A 15,864-nucleotide genomic window follows, 5' to 3' on the forward strand; every position below is an offset into this window, starting at 1 on the left:
TTTCAGCCTTGGGCTGAAAGGCTCAGCCGCTATTTCTCCGGTATTCAATTGGCAGGTGCTTTCTAAAATAATGGCGCAATCTTACAGAGATTTTGATAGGTTGTCAAGGGCCATTGAGGGTAATTTTGTTAATTTTGAGGAACCTGGCCCCAGGCAAAAAAAGTGGGCACAAAAAGGATGCGTTTCCCTTGTTCCCAGGCTGTAAAATCGTGTTTCTCCCAGTGTTCAATAGATTCTTGCGGGATCTCTTCTTTCAAGTCTGCTCTTAATAACGACCATTCACTGGCAAGGTCCTGAGGATCCGGGGGATATCGCCAGTAAGCCCCAAGGATTCCTACGCGCAAATGGACTAATCCTGCTCGACTAAACAGATCGGCCAGTTTACGCCCGATGAAGGGATCTCCGCCAGCATTCTGAATGGCCCGGATTTGATGGTTTCCCAAAGGACTGAATTCGGGTGGATAATCTATACGTCCTCCATAATCGGGCTCGGCCAGCGCAGCCACAACCCCTCCCGGGCGCGTCACCCGAACACATTCCCTCAGGACCTGTTCCGATTTGACCCATAATAACAAATAATGCGTATAGCAAAGATCAAAGGATGCCCCAGCAAAGGGAAGGGCATGTGCATCTCCCTGACAGAGATCAGCACTGGGAATTACTCCCTGAGCGTATTTCAAGAAGACCCAACGGATATCCAGGCCAAAATGTGCGTATGCCGACCAAATAGGATCTGAGAGAACAGCCCCAGTGCCACAACCTATTTCAAGGATACGATGAATGGGGAATGAAGCAATTTCGCTAAGGAGGTATTGGCGAACTTGGGCGCTCCAGCGTGCTTGAATCAGAAACCTTTGATGCCAGAAGGCCTCATCGTTGTTTTGCACGTTCCCAGATCACATCCCACGAGTCAGTTAGTAAATTCCCTAAAACTGTTGAGGCTCCTTGGTAAGGGAGCACATCACCATCGGGCTCCACATAAAGCCAGGCAATCCCCGCTCCCTGGGGAGGTGGTTCCATTCCCTTGCTCAATTCCAGAGCCACTGGGTTGAGGTGTGAATAGGGGACGGGTAGATCCCATACCAGATGCATGCCCAAACGAGCAACGTGGTCTCGAGCCTTTTGTAGAGCTTCTGAAAGCTGAGTGTGAGTTGCCGAAAGACTGATTCTAGCAACTCCCATTCGAGATAGGCGTTCGATCAAGTTCAATAGAGTTTCTTGGTTGCCCTGGGTGATCGTCAGATGTACGGTTACGGCCAGGTCGGCGGCCAATGTGTCGCGGATGGCTTCCCAAGAAATTTCGTTGAGGGGGTCGAGTACAATCATGACATGATCGAGGCCACTGGCAAGAATGCGATCAAGATATTCCTTTTCAACTAACCGCAGTCCACTGGTGAGCAGGCCGCTTACCATCCCCAGCGACTCTATATATGCGATCAAATCAATCAGGTCCGGTCGCAGTGTTGGCTCTCCCCCCGTAAAAATGATATGAGGGATACCTGCATTCCAGGCCTTCTGCAAACATTTTTGCCATTCTTCAAAAATCAATTCGCGCCGGACACGTTCAACAGGAGCAACACGGCGGATACTTTCATCTTCAGTACGGTAGGTCAGCGCGCAATCGAGACGCAGTGGAGCGCTGAGAGGCTCTTGAAAGGGTGGGCGGCGCTCTAGGTCCAAAAAGATCTCGGGGTCGAGGTCGGGGGTGTTGAGTAGGCTTTCCAAACGCTCCAGGAAGGTGCGATAGTCCGCGAGGGCCTGGTTTTCAGACACTTGGTACCGTTTAGCGATTTGGCGGGCCACTTCCTCCGCGGGTGTGCCAAGGATCCGGTGATAGGCGAATTCGGTAGCGGTTTGATTTAAATGCAGGACTGTGGAGGCATCTAGAAGCAGCAAACCTTGTCCATCAGGTTCTATTCGCAAATGTAAACGATGAGGGCGCGGAGAATCGGGAGGTGTTTGCCAGTGAAAAACCCCAGGTGTTAATGGCTGGATGGGAGGCGGAAATAACCTCTCAATCCATTTGCGGAATCTTTGCTTCATCCTCACCTCCGTGCGTTGATCTTTGGCTAGGGCCATGGGTTGGGGGAAAGGGTACTCATGGCTGGATACGTCAGAGGGCATCCTCCCCCGCATTCCTGGAGTAAAGTACAGTTATGACAGGCATTTGGAACATAACGACGTTCACGTAGTGCCAGAGCCAAATCGTGATTCCAAATCTTTTCCCAGGGGGCTTCGAGGATATGACCCAGAGGCTGATAGTAGGATTGACAGGGTATCACGCAACCATCAGGCTCAATGCACATGTTGTACCACGCCGCGGTACATCCTTTGAGCCCTAACCCATTGAGCACTGGGTCAAAGTGGCAATAGCGGGTAGGGGTGTACCAGATTAAGCGTTGCCCATATTGTGAGGTCTTCTCGCGGGCCATGGTTAGCAAGTCAGCGAGTTGATTTTCAGGGATACCCGTTTTAATTGTGGCACCGCCACCAGAATGGATTAGCCCGTTAAGCCCGATGGTAGGCACACCTAGCTCTGCCAGGAAATCCAGAGTTTGAGCAAGATGGGGAGCGTTCAGAGCAAGAAGGGTAGTGTTGGTCATTACAAAGAGGCGGGTATTGAGGGCATTGCGAATTCCCTGGACTGTTTGCCGCCATGCGCCGGGACGGCTTACCATGCGGTCGTGGATAGCCGGATCATGGGACTCTAATGTGATTTGCACGTGATCCAATCCAGCTTCACACAAAGATGCCAGATAATCGGGGTTGCTCAACCGTCGGCCATTGGTGTTTAACCCGGTAATTTGCCCTAGGTGTTCCGCGTAGGCAATTAACTGAGGCAGATCCTCACGGAGGGTGGGTTCACCCCCGGTAAACACTACATGGGGGATTCCCAGTTCCCAAAGGCGGTCTAGGATGGCTTGCCAGGTTAGAGTGTCCAGTTCAGGATATGTTCGGGGCCTGGCGTTATAGCAGTGAGCGCAATCGTTGTTGCAACGGTAGGTGAGAGCCAAGTCCATGCGGTAAGGTGCATGGGAACGTGTGGAAAAGGGAGGGAGGGTTTCCAGGTCGAGGTCACAGAGGGGACAACCGCTCTCTGGTTCAATCAACGCTTTGAAGCGGGGAAGGAAGGTTTGAAAATCCCGTGCTACCTGGGCTACATTTGCCCGGAAGTGGGCTGTAATTGTTTTGATAATGGCTTGCTCGGGTTTCTCGGCGAGTATGAAATAGCCCATCAGGGTGGCCATGGGATTTAGATGATAGATGCGGCTGGCATTGACCAGCAGACTTCCATGCCCCTCTGGGTCAATCCGTAAGTGGATGCGTACCTTACCCTGTGGGGATTCGCGGAGAAAGTGATAGATCCCCGGTGAGGGCAGGGAGGTGAGATGCTTAGAGGAAAGAAATGTCTTCCAGAGTCCCATGGCGTTTACCGGGTTTAACTAGCGCCCACCGCCTGCGCAAGCGCATGCGCATCCTGCACAGGCACAGGCGCATGCACAAGCGCATGAGCCGCCTCCACCGCCTCTTCGTGACATGGAAGAACTGGTGGGGGGTGGGGGTGGGGGATTGGTGCGAGCGGTAATTTTGCCTGTAAAGTCGGTCAGGTTGCCAATGACACTGGCAGAGAAAGTCTCTACGCCACGCACCATAGAGGCGGCAAAGTCAGAGCCGGGCAATTTGGGAAGATTGATTGTGGTTTTTGAACTACCACTTGGTGCTGGTGCAGAGGAAACCGTGGGAGCAGGAGCTGCACGGCGGAAATCCGGATCATAGCGTCCCCACCAGGTGGGCACGAAGACGGGGCCTGGGGTAAAAACTTCACGGGTTTGATCTTCCCAGCGGCGATCCAGCATGGTCCAGTCCATAACCTCGTCATAGGTCAGAGCACGTACTTCTGGTGTTTCAGCAGCTTTGACCTGATCCCAGGCTTTGTTTACTATGCTTTCATAATAAGCAATGGTTTCTTTGCGGCTGAAACCGCGCATTTTTTCGGAAACAGCATTAATGAGATTGACCATCACTTCTTGTAACTTCTTTTGCCGTTCTCCTGCATCCTTGAGACGCATGGCTTCGAGGAACTCAACTTCGTAAGGCTGTATTCCTTCTGGTAAGGGAGAAGTGATCTCAATCTCCAGAGGTTGTTGGCGGATGACTGTGGCGGCACCTTTCTTGAGGACCGAGAAGAGGATCATTGTGAGAATTTTGTCTACCGGCTGTTCCATTAGAATCGCGGCTTCCACAGCGGTCAGGCCTCGTTTAATGCCGTGCCCCTCGATGGCAATTTTTGGGGGCAGGTACTGGAGGCGTCGTTTCTGGTTGGAACGATAACCCGCATAAGCCGTGGCGATAATGATTCCCATGAATCCCAGGCAGCAAAGAAAACCGATCAAGTTTTCGCTGATTTGAAAGGAGCGTGGATTGGGGCTTTCAGTGGCCACAATGGCTGCAGCCGGTACCAGGCGGGCTGGGAAACTGGCGCCAAAGATGTATTGGGTATATGCGTTTGCTTCTGTGGAGCGCCAGGTGTAATAGACCCGGCCCTGGGCATCAAAGTTGGAATAAGGTTCGTCGCTACCCGGCCAATTACTGCTGGGCTTATGGTAGCGAGGTTCTTCGGTTGTCAACCCTGGGGGAAGGATGATAGTGACTGAATAATCGGTCTTCCCTTTGACAAAAGCCTTGTCAAACCAAGAAGGGCTAAAAACGATGCTGGCGTAAGGTTCGTTTAGATCAAGCGTTGATTTTCCAATAGCTCCTTCGATTCTATTGATGGTGACATGAAGGGTGCCTGATTGGCCTGGCGCTATTGCTCGAGCGCCCAAGCCGATGGCAATTCCGGGTTGTACGTAAGGTGAGGGTTCAATATCGTTGAGGGGATAGCCATCTATATCTGCTTTAATATTTGAGAGGCTGTAGTTTCCATTGGGAAGGCCGATGTCCACGAAGTCAATCGGGCTGGCACTGGGTTGGTTGCGGAATTCGATCTCGTAATAGAGGGTAATGGTTCCGTCGGGATTGACATAGAGATCAACTTCCTGGCGCGGAACTTCAAACGCATAATTCTGAGCAGCCACGGGTTGTACAGAAACCAGAAAGGCAATGCTCAGGCATAGTATCAGAAGAAAAATGGGCCATCGTCTCATGGGTTATCCTTACCGGACTGGCTTACCACTTCGGTTCTTCGGTGAGTTGATAACTGGTGCCACAATAGGGGCAAGTTACAACAGGCGCCCCGGCTACCATTTTGATGTTTTCGGCTTTCAGGGCCCCTCCACATGATTTGCATTTAAGGGTATCCAGATTGATATTTGCCGGCAAGTCGACCTTGAGAGTGACCTGGGGGGCAATTTCCTGCTTGGGACGCCGAGCCGCCCAGAAAATCAGCACCAGTCCCAGAGCAATCGTGATCAGACCGATGGGGATCCACATCAGATCGCCCTGATCGCCCGTGGCACCCCAGACAAACAGAACCCCAAAAAAGATAAGGATCGCTGCTACGATATAAGCAATTATCTTCCCTGCGCTCATTGCTTGCCCTCCCAGGTGGAAAACTTTAAAGTGTAGTGTAGCACGCTTCTCTTGGGTAGACAATCCGATAAACTTCATATTGCCTCAAGAAATTGTCATATCCATAACTTGGGACGGGATTTTCCAGATAGAGCCGTGGGTGACTGCTATAATTGGCAAAAGGAGGTGAGCAGTTATGGAAACGACGTCATTGGATGCCCTACGTGAAGAGTATGAACGTTTGAAACGCGAGATTAACTTCCATAACTATCGGTATCATGTGCTTGACTCACCCCTCATTAGTGATTACGAGTTCGATCAAATGATGGCGCGCCTGCGAGAGATCGAGGCAGCGCATCCCGAGTGGGTCACTCCTGATTCACCGAGTCAACGTTCTGGAGGCCCACCCCTGGAACGGTTCAACAAAGTCCGCCATCCGCGGCCCATTCTTAGTCTGGCAAATGCTTTTACGTTGGAGGATGTGCGTGCCTGGTACGAGCGCTTAGTGCGTCTGGATGAACGTGTCCGTCGGGCAGATTATGTGGTTGAACCCAAAATTGATGGATTAACGGTGGTGCTTCATTACCACCAGGGACAATTTGTGCTCGGTGCCACGCGGGGGGATGGTGAGGTAGGTGAAGACATCACTGTTAACTTGCGCACCGTGCGGGCGCTGCCATTGCGAATCCCGGTGGAAGTTGGTGCTCCCCATCCTCCAGAGCGATTGGTGGTGCGGGGCGAGGCTTTCATAACCATCAAGGACTTTGAGGAACTCAACCGACGGTTGATTGAGGCTGGGGAAAAACCTTACCTTAACCCCCGTAACACGGCTGCGGGATCGCTACGCCAGTTGGACCCTTCGCTTACTGCTTCGCGTCCGTTGACTTTGTTGACTTACGCGATTGTAGATGCGAGCGGGGAAGTCCCAGGCACACAATGGGAGACCTTGCAGTTCTTAAGAGAGTTGGGCTTTCCGGTTACAAAGGAAGCCGAGTACTGTGCCAATCTGGATGCCGTCCTTGAGGCGTGCTCGCGGTGGTTGGAAAAACGCGACACCTTGCCCTTTGAGGCGGATGGAGTGGTCATTAAAATCAATGATTTGCGCTTGCAAGAGGCGCTAGGGGTAGTGGGCAAGGATCCTCGCGGAATGCTGGCGTTTAAGTTCCCTGCCCGCGAGGTGAGCACGATTCTGCAGGATATTGAGGTGAGTGTGGGGCGCACCGGTGTGCTCACTCCTACTGCGGTGTTAGAGCCGGTTGAAATCGGGGGGGTGATTGTAAAGCAAGCCACCCTGCATAATTTCGATTATATTGCAGAGAAGGATATTCGTATTGGGGATCGAGTGCTAGTTAAGCGGGCGGGGGATGTGATCCCGTATGTGGTTGGGCCGATTGTGGAAGCGCGCACAGGTAAGGAACGCATTTTCGAACCCCCGCGCATCTGTCCGGCCTGCGGCCAGCCCGTACAACATTACGAAGGGGAAGTCGCTTGGTATTGTGTCAATGCGGCTTGTCCGGCTCAAATAATTCGTAATGTTGAGCACTTTGTCTCACGATCGGCTATGGATATTACCGGGTTGGGCATCAAAATCGTTGAACAACTTGTAAATAAAGGTCTGGTACGGGATGTAGCAGACCTTTATTATCTTAAAAAGGCTGACTTGCTAACCCTTGAAGGTTTTGCTGATAAGAAGGCGGAAAACATCTTGCGTGCCATTGAGGCTTCCAGAAACCGCCCGCTGGCCCGCCTGATCAACGCTCTTGGCATTCATGGGGTGGGCGAGGTGATGGCGGCTACTTTAGCGAGCGTTTATCCGGATTTGGAGGCGCTCTCTCGTGCGACGGCGGAAGAGCTACAGCAAATTGAAGGCATTGGCCCAAACATTGCCCAGAGCATTGTGGACTGGTTCGCCCGTCCAACCAATCGAAAGGTGCTAGAGAAACTAAAAGCGGCAGGTGTCTGGCCAGTGGAGAGGAAAGAGACCCTAACAGAACAGCCATTACCCCTTTCTGGGCTGGTTTTTGTGGTCACGGGTGCCTTAAAACGCTTTTCGCGTGAGGAGGTTAAAGAGTTTATACAAGCCCATGGTGGGAAAGTGAGCGAGAGTGTTTCACGAAATACCAATTATCTGGTAGTGGGAGAAAATCCGGGTTCTAAATTAGAGCGAGCAAAGGCGCTTAACGTACCGATCATTTCCGAAGAGGATCTGGTGGCTATGGTTGAGCGTTCACCCATGCGGAGAGAAACAGGGAAGTGAACACTGTTGTCAGGATATCCGCTGAGAAGCGTTTGATATTGAAGCCCGGGCGTGAGCGTTCTGTTCTCCAGAAGCACCCATGGATTTACTCGGGTGCCATCGCCAGGGTTGAAGGTAATCCCGGTTTGGGTGACACGGTTGCCGTGTATTCTGCTGAGGGTCAATGGCTGGCCTGGGCGGGTTACAGCCCTCAATCCTCAATTCGAGCCCGGATTTGGAGTTGGAAGGTTGAGGAAGAGATCAGCCCCGCCTTCTTCGAACAACGGATTGCTCAGGCCATAGCGCGTCGTTGGCGCCTGCATGCCGACGAGTCCGTCACGGCTTATCGTCTCATCCATGCAGAGTCGGATGGGCTGCCGGGCCTTGTTGTGGACCGTTATGGGGACTGGCTGGTAGTGCAAATTCTAACTGCAGGAATGGAATTCTGGCGCACTGAGATCTTTCGCGCGTTGCGCCAACTAACTGGCTTGGTACACATTTTTGAACGTTCAGATGTGGATGTACGAGGGCTGGAGGGTTTAAAGCCTCGTGCGGGGGTGGTGGAAGGGAATGAGCCTCCGGAGCGTGTGGAAGTACGGGAATACGGACATCGTTTCTGGGTGGATATTCGGCATGGGCAGAAAACCGGTTTTTACCTGGACCAGCGTGAAAATCGGCGCATCACCGGTACTCTGGTTGCGGAGCGAGAGGTCTTGAACGCCTTTTGCTATACCGGAGCCTTCTCCGTTTACGCTCTGGCGGGTGGGGCAAGATCGGTGTGTTCCATTGATTCATCGGGTGAAGCGCTTACCCTGGCTCGCGAAAATGTGGCTTTGAACGGTCTCAATCCAGACCATCAGGAATGGATACAGGGGGATGTGTTTCAGGTGCTGCGTCGATTCCGGGATATAGAGCGTAAATTCGATCTGATAATACTCGATCCACCCAAATTTGCTCCCACGGCGGCGCAGGTTACCCGCGCGGCTCGAGGCTACAAGGACATTAACTGGTTGGCTTTCAGGTTACTTCGCCCAGGCGGAATTTTGATCACCTTTTCCTGCTCTGGGGGAATTACTCCCGAGTTGTTTCAGAAAATAGTGGCCGATGCCGCACTGGATGCTGGGGTTGAGGGGCGTATTCTCATGCGTTTGTTTCAGGCGCCAGATCATCCGGTGGCCCTGAATTTTCCAGAGGGCCTCTATTTAAAGGGATTGGTAGTGGAAGTATAGTAGTGGGGAGAGTGAAAAAAAGAGCAAGCCAATTGGAAGGCTTGCTCTGAGTGTGGAGATGGCGGGAATCGAACCCGCGTCCGAAAGATTCGACCCTCGAACATCTACGAGCGTAGTTGGTCTTTGATTTTCGCGCTACTCCCGACGACCAACAGAACAGGAGCCACGCTAGCTGCTTGGTCTTTCGCACAGCCCGCAGCGTGCTGTGCGGCAGCCTGGCTTTCTCACGCCCGCTCTACCACCGGCCAGGCAGCGGGGTAGGCGAACGTGGCCTCACACTCGGGAGGCCAGGGCGCTCATCCCTTTTGGCTTACGCAGCCAGCGGGAGAGCAGCGTAGTTTGTGCGGTTGGCACTTATTTTTTGCGCTGATTTTACGAGGTCGGCGCCTCTCGGCTCGCCGTTCGGGATCAGCCTCTTCCGTCGAAGCCGTTCATCCCCGTGGCATTTTTATTATATAATACATTGTCAAGTCTGGCAATCTGCAATCGCGGAGGTCATGGATGCGTCTGGTACGCTTTCTGCATGAGGGGGAAATTCATTATGGTTGGGTGTATGGAGAGTTTATTGGCCCCATTGAAGGAAACCCCTTCTATGAATTTCGACGCCTGGAAGCCCGTTTGCCTATCTCCTCGGTTAAATTATTGGCCCCTGTTCAACCAACTAAGATTATTTGTGTGGGGCGGAATTATGCCGAACATGCTCATGAGCATGGAGCGGAGGTACCAGAAATACCATTGCTCTTTCTTAAGCCGCCCTCATCTGTCATCGGTCCAGATGAGGCTATTGTGTTGCCGCCTCAATCTCAACAGGTGGAACATGAGGCCGAATTGGCGGTGGTTGTGGGGCGACGGGGCCGATGGATTCGCGCAGAGGAAGCCGAGCAATATGTGTTTGGATACACTATTGGGAATGACGTAACAGCACGGGATCTGCAACGTCGAGATGGGCAATGGACGCGGGCAAAGGGGTTTGATACCTTCTGCCCTTTAGGCCCGTGGGTGGAGACGGATTTGGACATCCGGGATTTGCCTATCATCTGTCGGGTAAATGGTGAGGTTCGTCAATTGGGATCCACACGTGAGATGGTCTTTTCAGTAGCCCAACTGATTGCCTTTATCTCCTCGATCATGACTCTGGAGCCTGGTGATGTAATTCTCACCGGAACCCCCGCAGGTGTTTCCCCCATTCATCCTGGAGACATTGTCAGTATAACGATTGAAGGAATTGGTGCACTGACAAATCCGGTTGTGGCCGAAGAACCTGTTTCATAAAATACCCGAGAGTGTGAGAGTTGACAGGGAGGGTCGGGTGAATACAATAAACTCTGGCATAAAGCAAAAATCGGAGGGCATCTCACTCCATCCGATTTTTGCTTAAGACTAAACCCCACAAATCTTCTCGGAGGCTGGTATGGATATACTGGGTCTTTCCAGGCACGGTTTGACAACACCGTTTGAGCAACTGGGCGTGCTTGGGGTATTGGTTGTCGCCGTCATTAGTTTGCTTTATGCTTGGTTCTTGCGTTCCAAAGTGGTTCGGTATGACAAAGGAACGCCTCAAATGCAGGAAGTATGGGAAGCCATTCGTCAGGGGGCAGAGGGCTATCTCAACCGGCAGTTACGCACCATTTTACCTGCAATTGCCCTGTTAACGATTGCCCTGTTTCTAAGTGTGGCCATCGTGGAGCCAACCCCAGAAGCCCAACGTGAGTTTGGTCATTTGGGTGAACGTAATGTGGTGCTCATTGTGGCCTTTGGGCGTACTATTGCGTTTATCATGGGGGCTACCTTCTCGCTTTTGGTTGGGCAATTAGGCATGCGTATGGCGATTCAGGCCAGCGTACGGGCAGCATCAGCGGCTCGGCGCAGTTTTAACGAGGCGCTTACCGTGGCCTATTATGCCGGAACGATTACCGGCATGCTCACGGATGGTCTGGGGTTGATGGGAGGCACTCTCATCTTCATCGTTTTTGGGCGTGCTGCGCCAGATGCCTTGCTCGGCTTTGGTTTCGGTGGGACCTTGTTAGCCCTATTCATGCGCGTTGGGGGTGGAATTTATACCAAGGCTGCCGATGTTGGAGCTGATTTGGTAGGAAAGGTAGAAAAGGACATCCCGGAGGATGATCCACGCAACGCTGCGGTTGTGGCAGACCTGGTGGGAGATAACGTGGGTGACTGTGCCGGGATGGCGGCCGATATTTTCGAATCCTACGAGGTGACCATTGTCTCAGCGCTCATTTTAGGTCTGGCGCTATTTGAAACCACCGGGGAGATTAAGTGGATTGTTTACCCGCTCCTCATTCGGGCTATTGGGGTGGTCAGTTCTATCATTGGTACTTTCACGGTGCCCATTTGGGAACGATTCCCACTCAAGTTCCTCCGTGCCCATGATGCGGAAGAGGCCATGTTCCGCTCATATGAGGTCTCTAGTGTCAATACTATCCTTTTCTCGTTCCTGCTAGCGATCTTCTATGCTCATGACTGGCGCCTGGGGTTGCTGACCACGCTGGGGGTGGGGTTGGCGGTAGCGTTTAACCCCCTTACCTCTTACTTCACTTCCACAAAACGTGCGCCTGTCCAGGAGATCGTCAAAGCGACCAAGACGGGTCCTGCAACCACCATTCTTTCAGGGTTAGCAGTAGGCATGGAATCGAGCGTGTGGGCTCTGGTCGTGATCGCAATTTCATTTGTGGGAGCCTTGCTCATTTATCAGGCGGATGGGCCTCAGTTTGTTCTTTATGCTGTTTCAATGATCGGTATCGGTATGCTCAGCCACACAGGCAATAATGTGGCGATGGACTCCTATGGCCCCATCTCGGATAACGCCAACGGTATTGCTGAAATGGCCTGGCATGACTTAACTGATGAGGTCACCCTGAAGGCTCGTCAGATTATGGCGGATCTGGACGCAGTGGGGAATACCACCAAGGCGATCACGAAAGGTATTGCCATTGCTTCCGCGGTTATCGCTGCTGTGAGTCTCTTTGCTTCCTATATCACGGATGTTAATCGCGTCATGCCAGGGGCTCTGGAAGCCATTCGGGTTTCGGATACCACGGTCTTTATTGGCTTCCTGTTGGGAGGTGCGCTACCTTGGCTCTTCAGCTCGCTTTCCATCCGTGCTGTTTCACGGGCAGCGAGTCAGATTGTAGAAGAGGTGCGCAATCAGTTTAAGATCCCTGGCATTATGGAGGGAACACGCAAACCCGATTATGCTCGTGTGGTTTCCATTTCTACACGTTCAGCCCAGAAGGAACTTATCCCGTTGGCGGTTATTGCGATTGCCATGCCGCTACTGGTTGGTTTGATTTTGCAAGTGGAATCCCTGGGGGGCTATCTGGCGGGTGTGATCCTCAGTGGGCAGTTGTTGGCGGTATTTATGGCAAACGCCGGCGGGGCTTGGGATAATGCAAAGAAGGCTATTGAGGACGAGCCACGTAATCTGGAGCAGAATACCGGTAAGGGATCTGAGCGGCACAAAGCAGGCGTGGTTGGTGATACCGTAGGTGATCCGCTCAAAGATACGGCCGGCCCCGCTCTCAACCCGATGATTAAGGTGGTTAACCTGGTCAGTCTGCTGGCTGCGCCGCTCATCGTGCGCGCGCGTCTGGGAGATCCTGTGATCTGGGTGGCGATTGTGGTTCTCTTTGCAGGGATGGTTTGGGCGATCTATCAGAGCAAGCGCCCTGTGCCTGAATTAGAATGAAGGGTATTTGATAAGGATTATAAGAACATCCCGGCACTGTCGGGATGTTCTTATTTGGGCTTGAGACTCTCTAGGAGGGAGACGAAATCGGATGGATACGGGGCCATCAGGGTGATTTCTTTTTCTGGCAGCCAGGGATGATGAAAGGAAAGTGCAAAGGCATGAAGAGCAATGCGTGGCGTAGCTGGTGAATCGGGTGGTAAGGGGTATATGGGTCGGTTGGGAGGTAAAGGGTGGGGTTTATAAAGTTCATCGCCCAAGATTTGCAACCCTAAGGTGCTCAGGTGGGCCCGGATTTGGTGCGTGTAGCCACTTAGGGGTTGGGCTTCGAGTAGCAGGAAGCCCCTATCAAGGGGCTGTAAGATTCGGAAAATTGTACTGGCTGGTTTACCCCGAAGGTCATCTACCAGGGTGCGATGACGGCGGTCGGCGTTGACTTTCAAGGGAAGGTTGACCTCGACTTCTTCTTGGGGCAGGTTCCCAAAAGTAATTAAGTGGTAAATCTTCTTCACTTGGCGGTGTTCGAATTGAAGGCTGAGTGCTCGATGAGTTTGGGGATTGCGTGCAAAGAGCAAGACCCCACTGGTATCACGATCTAGCCGATGGACTACCCATAAGCGGCCATAATGTTCGCTGAGCATGCGACTAAGATATGGCTTTTCCGCGTCATAACCATCCTGAATGGTCAATACGCCAGCAGGCTTATTAATAGCCAGTAAGTTTTCATCTTCAAAAAGGACATCTGGTAATGGAATCATAGAAGATAAGGATAAATATCTTTGCTTATCAGGCTAATTGTATCAAACACCTGAGCACGCCTGATATAAAATTGTTATGTGATTTTCAAGGATTCGAAGGAGGCTAGTCATGCATATTGTTCTGGTTCATGTTCATGTGAAAGAGGAAGCCCTGGAAGCCTTTAAGGCGGCCACTCTGGAAAACGCTCGTCACAGTATTGAAGAACCGGGGATTGTACGCTTTGACGTATTGCAACAAGTAGAAGATCCGACCCGGTTCGTCTTGGTGGAAGTTTATCGCCAACCCGAGGATCAAGCCAAGCACCGAGAGACAGTCCATTACCAAAAATGGCGCGACACGGTGGCCGAAATGATGGCAGAACCGCGTCAGGGCATTCGTTACCTAAACTTGTTCCCCAGCGATGAGGCATGGAAATGAAGGCTTTTGAATTTGCAACTGCACAGCGTATCCGTTTTGGCTGGGGAGTTTTAGAGGAGAGTGGTAGTATAGCCAGTACCCTGGGAAGACGGGCGTTTCTGGTGCGAGGTAAGAAACATCCCGATTTGCCGCGCTTAATGGATCTACTGGATCAAAGTCGGGTAAGCGTTGTGGAATTTGTGGTCACAGAAGAGCCGTCCGTAGATCTGGTGCGACAAGCCGTGGCGCAGGCACGAGCAGCAGGATGTGATTGTGTCATTGGGTTTGGCGGAGGGAGCGTCCTGGATACTGCCAAGGCAGTTTCGGCACTGTTGACCAACACAGGGTGTTTAGAAGATTATCTCGAAGTGGTGGGACAGGGACAGGCACTTGAGGTGCTGGCAGCACCTTGCCTGGCCATTCCTACTACGGCTGGCACTGGTTCTGAGGTAACCCGGAATGCGGTTTTGGGGGTGCCTGAAGCAGGGGTTAAGGTTAGTCTGAGAAGTCATTTGATGCTGCCCACTGTGGCGCTAGTGGATCCTGCTTTGACCTGTTCCCTGCCGCCTAAAATTACCGCTTATACCGGAATGGATGCGTTAACTCAGGTGCTGGAGCCCTATGTTTCCGTGCGTGCGAATCCGATGACAGATTTGTTTTGCCGAGAGGGGTTACAACGTGCAAGTTGGGCATTATTGGCGGCTTTCAAAGATGGGAATGACAAGGACGCGCGAACTGCTATGACCTGGGTAAGTTTGCTGGGAGGCCTGGCTCTGGCAAACGCAGGGTTGGGAGCAGTGCATGGGTTGGCGGCTCCTATTGGTGGGATGTTCAAGGCTCCCCATGGGGCGATTTGTGCCCGGTTATTACCATTGGTCACACGTGTCAATTTACAGGCCCTGCGTAATCGCCAGCCTGAAAATCCTATTCTCGAGCGCTATCACGAGATTGCGAGATGGTTGACCCGGCGTGAGGAAGCGCAGGCGGAAGATGGAGTGACCTGGTTAGAAGAAATGGTGGACATATTGGACATACCTGGTCTAGGTGCATATGGGATGACCCATGAACATATCCCCACCATCGTGGAAAGGGGCCTGCGGGCAAGCAGCATGAAGGCGAACCCCATCGCTCTCACGGCTGAGGAATTGACAATGATCCTCGAAGAAGCCCTCTAGGCAATCAGGGGGCAGTAAAGTAACTCACTCCCAACACCCCGGGACCGGCATGCACCAGAATGGCTGGGGGCAAATCGCAAATGGGGACATGGGATAGGCCGAGAGCGGTTTTAAATTCTTCAGCCAGCCGTTGGGCTTCTTCGAATGCATCGCCATGCATTATGGAAAGGAAGGACTGATCGCTGTGTGGGCAGTCACTGTAGACCAACTCTTTCAATCGTTCTACGGCACGGCGTTTTGTGCGCTGAGATTCCACGGGTTCGGTGCGCCCATTTTTGAATTGCAGAATGGGCTTAATTTGGAGGAGACTGCCCACCAACATTTGAGCGCCTCCAATTCGACCGCCCTTATGCAAGTACTCAAGGGTATCCACGACGAAGTAAACCCGTTCGCGGGTGGCCCACTCTTTTACCCGCCGAATGATGGTATCGGCATCAACACCTGCTTGAGCCCATTGATGGGCTAGGCGCACGAGGGTACCGAGGCCGGCGCCTATGGTGCGTGTATCTATAATTCGAATATCGGCGCCGGGAAAGTCTTTTGCGGCTACTTCAGCGCTTCGGTAGGTGCCACTGACATCGGCGGAGGGGGCGAGGACGATGAGAGTGTTTCCGGGTTTGGCATATTCCTGGTAGATTGGGTAGTAAAGGGCAGGAGGAGGCGCTGCCGTTTTAGGGAGAACCGGTGAAGTTTTCAGGCGCTGTAGGAACGTTTTTGAGTCGATCTCGTAATCATCTCGATATGTCTCATCCCCGATCACAATGATTTGAGGAATGTAAGGGATGCCCAAACGTTTGGCTTCATCGGTGGGAATGGTAGAGGTCGTATCCGCAATTATGATAACCATCGAGA

The 15,864-nt window shown here is 52.3% G+C and carries 13 protein-coding genes and 1 other RNA gene; 6 read left to right on the forward strand and 8 right to left on the reverse strand.

All coding sequences use genetic code 11. The features are described from left to right. Nucleotides 1–128: 128 nt before the first annotated feature. The 5 genes from SE15_RS05885 to SE15_RS05905 are packed head-to-tail and all read right to left on the reverse strand — an operon-like array spanning nt 129 to nt 5,532. Entirely contained in the window at nt 129–887 is a 759-nt protein-coding gene (locus SE15_RS05885; RefSeq protein WP_054521145.1) for a class I SAM-dependent methyltransferase, read from the reverse strand. Next, the gene (locus SE15_RS05890; protein WP_160316670.1) at nt 871–2,043 is read right to left on the reverse strand and encodes a PqqD family peptide modification chaperone; all 1,173 of its coding nucleotides are present in this window, start codon (nt 2,041–2,043) and stop codon (nt 871–873) included. The genes SE15_RS05885 and SE15_RS05890 overlap by 17 nt, the downstream gene beginning before the upstream one ends. Before the next feature lie 26 nt (nt 2,044–2,069). Further along, entirely contained in the window at nt 2,070–3,425 is a 1,356-nt protein-coding gene (locus tag SE15_RS05895; protein WP_054521147.1) for a radical SAM/SPASM domain-containing protein, read from the reverse strand. A gap of 18 nt (nt 3,426–3,443) precedes the next feature. After that, nucleotides 3,444–5,147 carry a hypothetical protein gene (locus SE15_RS05900; RefSeq protein ID WP_054521148.1) on the reverse strand — a complete coding sequence of 568 codons (1,704 nt, stop codon included), beginning with the start codon at nt 5,145–5,147 and terminating at the stop codon, nt 3,444–3,446. 22 nt (nt 5,148–5,169) lie between these two features. Further along, the gene (locus SE15_RS05905; RefSeq protein WP_054521149.1) at nt 5,170–5,532 is read right to left on the reverse strand and encodes a hypothetical protein; all 363 of its coding nucleotides are present in this window, start codon (nt 5,530–5,532) and stop codon (nt 5,170–5,172) included. Between the two features lie 175 nt (nt 5,533–5,707). Here SE15_RS05905 and ligA point away from each other — a divergent pair, with 175 nt between their 5' ends. Beyond that, entirely contained in the window at nt 5,708–7,768 is a 2,061-nt protein-coding gene (ligA, locus tag SE15_RS05910; RefSeq protein WP_054521150.1) for an NAD-dependent DNA ligase LigA, read from the forward strand. After that, entirely contained in the window at nt 7,765–8,976 is a 1,212-nt protein-coding gene (locus tag SE15_RS05915) for a class I SAM-dependent rRNA methyltransferase (RefSeq protein ID WP_236689981.1), read from the forward strand. Before ligA ends, SE15_RS05915 begins: the two co-directional genes overlap by 4 nt. 50 nt (nt 8,977–9,026) lie before the next feature. On the opposite strand, the gene ssrA is transcribed toward SE15_RS05915, so the two are convergent. Next, nucleotides 9,027–9,415, reverse strand: a transfer-messenger RNA (tmRNA) gene (gene ssrA, locus SE15_RS14090). A gap of 62 nt (nt 9,416–9,477) precedes the next feature. On the opposite strand from ssrA, the gene SE15_RS05920 reads away from it, so the two are divergent. Continuing rightward, nucleotides 9,478–10,248, forward strand: a complete 771-nt coding sequence (locus SE15_RS05920; protein WP_054521151.1) for a fumarylacetoacetate hydrolase family protein — start codon at nt 9,478–9,480, stop codon at nt 10,246–10,248. A gap of 139 nt (nt 10,249–10,387) precedes the next feature. Next, nucleotides 10,388–12,682, forward strand: coding sequence for a sodium-translocating pyrophosphatase (locus SE15_RS05925; protein ID WP_054521152.1), 2,295 nt, complete (start codon nt 10,388–10,390; stop codon nt 12,680–12,682). Nucleotides 12,683–12,732: 50 nt separating this feature from the next. On the opposite strand, the gene SE15_RS05930 is transcribed toward SE15_RS05925, so the two are convergent. Next, a complete protein-coding gene (locus SE15_RS05930) occupies nt 12,733–13,440 on the reverse strand; it encodes an RluA family pseudouridine synthase (RefSeq protein WP_054521153.1) in 708 nt (235 codons plus the stop codon). A gap of 109 nt (nt 13,441–13,549) precedes the next feature. Between SE15_RS05930 and SE15_RS05935 the strand changes: the two genes are divergently transcribed. Together SE15_RS05935 and SE15_RS05940 are read left to right on the forward strand one after the other, a co-directional pair. Beyond that, complete coding sequence (locus SE15_RS05935) at nt 13,550–13,858, forward strand: putative quinol monooxygenase (protein ID WP_054521154.1); 309 nt, start codon at nt 13,550–13,552, stop codon at nt 13,856–13,858. Continuing rightward, on the forward strand, nt 13,855–15,012 hold the full coding sequence (locus tag SE15_RS05940; protein ID WP_201778056.1) for an iron-containing alcohol dehydrogenase: 1,158 nt from the start codon (nt 13,855–13,857) through the stop codon (nt 15,010–15,012). Before SE15_RS05935 ends, SE15_RS05940 begins: the two co-directional genes overlap by 4 nt. Nucleotides 15,013–15,016: 4 nt before the next feature. Here the strand turns inward: SE15_RS05940 and SE15_RS05945 are convergent, their stop codons facing one another. Next, nucleotides 15,017–15,859: a DegV family protein gene (locus SE15_RS05945; RefSeq protein WP_054521156.1), complete on the reverse strand. Its 843-nt coding sequence runs from the start codon at nt 15,857–15,859 to the stop codon at nt 15,017–15,019. Nucleotides 15,860–15,864 lie beyond the last annotated feature (5 nt).

The organism is Thermanaerothrix daxensis (assembly GCF_001306145.1).
Lineage (GTDB): Bacteria > Chloroflexota > Anaerolineae > Anaerolineales > Anaerolineaceae > Thermanaerothrix > Thermanaerothrix daxensis.

Coding starts and splice junctions, on each gene's coding strand:
- SE15_RS05945 (WP_054521156.1), bottom strand. CDS start 15,859: ATGGTTATCATAATTGCGGATACGACCTCTACCATTCCCACCGATGAA.
- SE15_RS05930 (WP_054521153.1), bottom strand. CDS start 13,440: ATGATTCCATTACCAGATGTCCTTTTTGAAGATGAAAACTTACTGGCT.
- SE15_RS05925 (WP_054521152.1), top strand. CDS start 10,388: ATGGATATACTGGGTCTTTCCAGGCACGGTTTGACAACACCGTTTGAG.
- ligA (WP_054521150.1), top strand. CDS start 5,708: ATGGAAACGACGTCATTGGATGCCCTACGTGAAGAGTATGAACGTTTG.
- SE15_RS05940 (WP_201778056.1), top strand. CDS start 13,855: ATGAAGGCTTTTGAATTTGCAACTGCACAGCGTATCCGTTTTGGCTGG.
- SE15_RS05905 (WP_054521149.1), bottom strand. CDS start 5,532: ATGAGCGCAGGGAAGATAATTGCTTATATCGTAGCAGCGATCCTTATC.
- SE15_RS05900 (WP_054521148.1), bottom strand. CDS start 5,147: ATGAGACGATGGCCCATTTTTCTTCTGATACTATGCCTGAGCATTGCC.
- SE15_RS05890 (WP_160316670.1), bottom strand. CDS start 2,043: ATGAAGCAAAGATTCCGCAAATGGATTGAGAGGTTATTTCCGCCTCCC.
- SE15_RS05935 (WP_054521154.1), top strand. CDS start 13,550: ATGCATATTGTTCTGGTTCATGTTCATGTGAAAGAGGAAGCCCTGGAA.
- SE15_RS05920 (WP_054521151.1), top strand. CDS start 9,478: ATGCGTCTGGTACGCTTTCTGCATGAGGGGGAAATTCATTATGGTTGG.
- SE15_RS05895 (WP_054521147.1), bottom strand. CDS start 3,425: ATGGGACTCTGGAAGACATTTCTTTCCTCTAAGCATCTCACCTCCCTG.